The sequence below is a fragment of the Streptomyces sp. SID14478 genome (genome assembly GCF_010548525.1).
In the GTDB taxonomy this organism is placed as follows: Bacteria; Actinomycetota; Actinomycetes; order Streptomycetales; family Streptomycetaceae; genus Streptomyces.
This window is the reverse complement of record NZ_JAAGMG010000269.1, coordinates 1-3,719: the sequence shown is the minus strand read 5'-3', so window position 1 is coordinate 3,719 and position 3,719 is coordinate 1. Positions and strand designations below refer to the sequence as shown.

The window sequence follows — 3,719 nt, the reverse complement described above, 5'->3', positions numbered from 1 at the left end:
GTCGCCACGACCCGGGAGCTGCTCGCCGCGGCCGGCGCCGAGCGGCCCACCGCGCTCGTCTACGCCAACGACTCGATGGCCGTGTGCGGCATCGGCACCGCCCAGCGGGCGGGCCTGCGCGTACCGGAGGACCTTTCCGTCGTCGGCTACGACAACCTGCCGCTCGGCCGCCTGCTGCACCCCCGGCTGACCACCGTCGACCAGCAGGTGCAGCGGGTCGGCGCGGCCGCCGCCCGCGCGCTGCTCGCCCGCTGCGGCGAGGACCTGTCCACGCCGCCCCTGACGGACCGGCCGCGCCTGGTCGTGCGCGAGTCGACCGGTCCGCTCCCCCTCAACTGACGTACCGCACACCGCACTTCTGCAACGGAGACCCGTACCACCATGCGACGCCACAGTGCCCACCTCACCCACGACGCCGCCGTCCTGCCCTGGCTCGGCGCCAACTTCTGGTCCCGCACCGGCGGCCCTTTGATGTGGCGCGACTACGACCCGAAGGTGGTGCGTGAGGAGCTTCAGGTGCTGCGCGCGCACGGCCTGAACATGACGCGCTCGTTCTTCTACTGGCCCGACTTCCACCCCGAACCGCACCGCATCGACGAGGAGCTGTGCGCCCGGTTCGCCGATTTCCTGGACGCGCACCGGGAGTTGGGCATGGGCACGGTGCCGACGTTCATCGTGGGCCACATGTCCGGCGAGAACTGGGACCCGGCCTGGCGCGGCGGCCGCGACCTGTACGAGGACGTGTGGATGGTGGGTCGCCAGGCGTGGTTCGCGGGGCAGATGACGCGCCGCTTCAAGGACCATCCGGCCGTCACCGGCTGGCTCATCACGAACGAGATGCCGGGCTACGGCCGCATCTACCAGGTCGACCCGCCGCACAGCGACGTCGTGACGGCCTGGGCGCAGGCCATGTGCAATGCGGTACGGGCGGCGGGCGCGACGCAGCCCGTGTCGCTGGGTGACGGCGCCTGGGGCATCGAGGTGACGGGCCGCGACAACGGCTTCTCGCTGCGCGACACCGCCGAGTACGTGGACTTCGTGGGCCCGCACGTGTACCGCTCGGACACGGACCGGGCGCGCCAGCACTACCGTGCCGCGTTCGAGTGCGAGCTGGCGGCGGTGACCGGACAGCCCGTGGTCCTGGAGGAGTTCGGCCTGTCGACGGACACGGTGTCCGCCGAGAACGCGGGCGTGTACTACCGCCAGACCCTGCACAACTCGCTGCTCGGCGGCGCGACGGGCTGGATGGCCTGGAACAACACCGACTACGACGACCTGTGGGACCGCTCGCCCTACGACCACCACCCCTTCGAGATGCACTTCGGCATCACGGACAGCACCGGCGCGCCGAAGGCTCCCCTGCGCGAACTGGCGGCGTTCGCCGAGGTGTTGAAGGGTGTCGACTTCGCGCGCTGCCGCCGCGCGGACGCGGGCGCGGCGCTGGTGGTGCCGGCGTTCCTGGAGCGCGGCTACCCCTACAGCCGTCCCGCCGACCGCCCGCTGATCTTCACGTCGCTGCACCAGGGGTACGTCGCCGCGCGCGCCGCCGACCTGCCGGCGGGCCTGACGCGGGAGGCGGACGGGATCGCCGAGGACGTCGCCCTCTATCTGCTGCCCGCCACCCGGCAGTTGACGACGCGGACGCGACGGGCGCTGCAGCGCCGCGCCGACGAGGGCGCCACCGTCTACCTGTCCTTCTGCTCGGGCGAGCACCCGGGCACGCGCGGCCCGTGGTTCGACGACCTGGACGGCCTGTTCGGCGTCGAGCACCAGCTGTCGTACGGGGTCGCGGAGCCGATCGGGGACGACGTCCTGGAGATGACGTTCCAGGAGGACTTCGGCGGCATACGCGCGGGCGAGACGCTGTGCTTCCCGGTCGCGGGGAACGAGGACAGCCGCGCCTATCTGCCGGTCGACCCGAGGGAGGCCCGGGTGGTGGCGGTGGACGGGCACGGCCGTCCCGCGCTGCTGTGCCGGGAGACCGGCCGCGGCCGCACCGTCCTCGCCACGTACCCGCTGGAGCACATGGCCGCCCGCACGGCCCGGGTGAACCCGGAGCAGACGCACCGCCTGTACGCGGCGCTGGCCCAAGTGGCGGGCGTGGAGCGGACGGTGACGGTGGACGACCCGTTCGTGGGCGCCGACGTGCTGGTGCACGAGGACGGGCGGCGGTTCGTGTGGCTGGTCAGCCAGGCGGACGACGCGGTCTCGGTGCGGCCGACGGCCGCGGGTACCCTGCACGACCTGGGCACGGGCGAGCGGGTGAGCGACGTCGCGCTGCCCGCCTTCGGTGTCCGCGTGCTGGAACTGCGGTGAGCGAGCCGCTGTACCGGGACCCGGGCGCCGCCGTGCCCGACCGGGTGCGGGACCTGCTGGGCCGGATGACGCTCCCGGAGAAGGTCGGTCAGGTCAATCAGCGCCTGTACGGCTGGCACGCGTACGAGCGCCGCGACGACGGCACGTTCCGCCTGACGGACGCCTTCCGTGACGAGGTCGCGGCGTACGGCGGGATGGGCGCCCTGTACGGGTTGCAGCGCGCCGACCCGTGGTCCGGGGTGACCTTCGCCGACGGCATCACGGCGGCGGACGCGGCCGGGGTCACGGAGGCGGTGCAGCGCCACGTCGCCGAGGAGACCCGGCTGGGCATTCCGGTCCTGATGGTCGAGGAGGTGCCGCACGGTCACCAGGCGCTGGACGGCACAGTGCTGCCGGTGCATCTCGCGGTCGGCGCGAGCTGGGACCCGGACCTGTACGAGGAGGCGGCCGGCGCAGCCGCGCGCGAACTGCGGTCCCGGGGCGGCCACGTGGCGCTCGTCTCGGCCCTCGACCTGGTCCGCGACCCGCGCTGGGGCCGGGCCGAGGAGTGCTTCGGCGAGGACCCCTACCTGGCCGCGCGGTTCACCGAGGCGCTGGTGCGGGGGATGCGGGGCGAGGGCGTCGGCGTGGTGCTCAAGCACTTCGCCGGGCAGGGCGCGACGGTCGGCGGGCGCAACAGCGCGGCGACCGAGCTGGGCGTGCGCGAGCTGCACGAGATCCATCTGGCGGCGGCCCGCGCCGGGGTGCGGGCCGGGGCCGCCGGGCTGATGGCCGCGTACAACGAGTTCGACGGGCTGCCGTGCGCGGCGCAGCCGTATCTGCTGACGGAACTCCTGCGGGAGCGCTGGGGGTTCGACGGGATCGTGATGGCGGACGGGTGCGCCCTCGACCGGCTCGTGCGGCTGGCCGGGGACCCGGCCGCCGCCGGGGCGATGGCGCTCGCGGCGGGCACGGACCTGAGCCTGTGGGACGACGCGTTCCCCCGGCTCGGGGAGGCGGTGGAGCGCGGGCTGGTCGCCGAACGGACGCTGGACACGGCGGTCGCACGGGTGCTGACCCTCAAGTTCCGGCTGGGCCTGTTCGACCGGGCAGCCCCGCTGCGGAGTTCCGAAATCCCTGCCGCCGCAAGGGAGTTGAGCGTGCGTCTGGCGCGCGCGTCGGTCACTCTGATGGAGCACGACGGGACGACCCTGCCCCTGTCGCCCGTCGTGCGTCGCGTCGCGGTCCTCGGCCCGAACGCCGACTCCGTGCCGCAGCAGATCGGCGACTATACGGCGCCGCAGCGGCCCGGCACCGGCGTCACGGTGCTCGACGGGATCCGCGCCGCCGCGGGCCGGGACCGCACGGTGACGTACGCGCGCGGCTGCGAGCTGGTCGGCGGCGACCGGTCCGGGTTCGGCGAG

3 protein-coding genes are annotated in these 3,719 nt (G+C 74.0%); all 3 read left to right on the top strand.

The annotated features are described in order from the left end of the window. Positions 1-339, top strand: a 339-nt coding sequence (locus G3I40_RS09480; protein WP_164301715.1) for a substrate-binding domain-containing protein, incomplete at its 5' end; no start/stop codon positions are given. A 42-nt stretch (positions 340-381) separates the two neighbouring features. Further along, entirely contained in the window at positions 382-2,316 is a 1,935-nt protein-coding gene (locus G3I40_RS09475) for a cellulase family glycosylhydrolase (RefSeq protein ID WP_164301714.1), read from the top strand. After that, on the top strand, positions 2,313-3,719 hold a 1,407-nt coding region (locus G3I40_RS09470; protein ID WP_164301713.1), incomplete at its 3' end, for a glycoside hydrolase family 3 N-terminal domain-containing protein. The genes G3I40_RS09475 and G3I40_RS09470, both read left to right, overlap by 4 nt.

What these genes read in the sequence shown, in the direction of transcription:
- G3I40_RS09475 (WP_164301714.1), top strand. Translation starts at nt 382, where the DNA reads ATGCGACGCCACAGTGCCCACCTCACCCACGACGCCGCCGTCCTGCCC.